1 protein-coding gene is annotated in these 278 nt (G+C 37.1%); it reads left to right on the top strand.

What is annotated here, in order from left to right; translation table 11 throughout:
- Positions 1-278: hypothetical protein (locus P2081_RS20755; protein ID WP_278924680.1), on the top strand; the 278-nt coding region annotated here is incomplete at both ends.

The raw sequence follows: 278 nt of genomic DNA, 5'->3' as shown, positions 1-278 counted from the left end.
GCACAATCATCCAAAACCCGAACGTACCCAACATACACAGCTACCTACTCTTGGTAACACCGAGATTAAAAATAACCAAGAAGTAATTACAGCAAATAGGAAGTTAGAACAACCAAATGAAATTACAGAAGAAACAACTCCACATCAGCCACAGACAACATTAGAAAAACTAAGTGTGTCTGATGTCACTGTAAATAGCCAAACCGTTACTCATAGAGGCAGCCAAGATTTAAAAGAATACGGAGTAACTGATAACGTGAAGAAAAAAATACCAAAAC

It is taken from the genome of Pseudophaeobacter profundi, from assembly GCF_029697505.1.
GTDB classification, from domain to species: Bacteria; Pseudomonadota; Alphaproteobacteria; order Rhodobacterales; family Rhodobacteraceae; genus Pseudophaeobacter; species Pseudophaeobacter profundi.
This window is presented reverse-complemented; position numbering and strand designations above follow the sequence as displayed.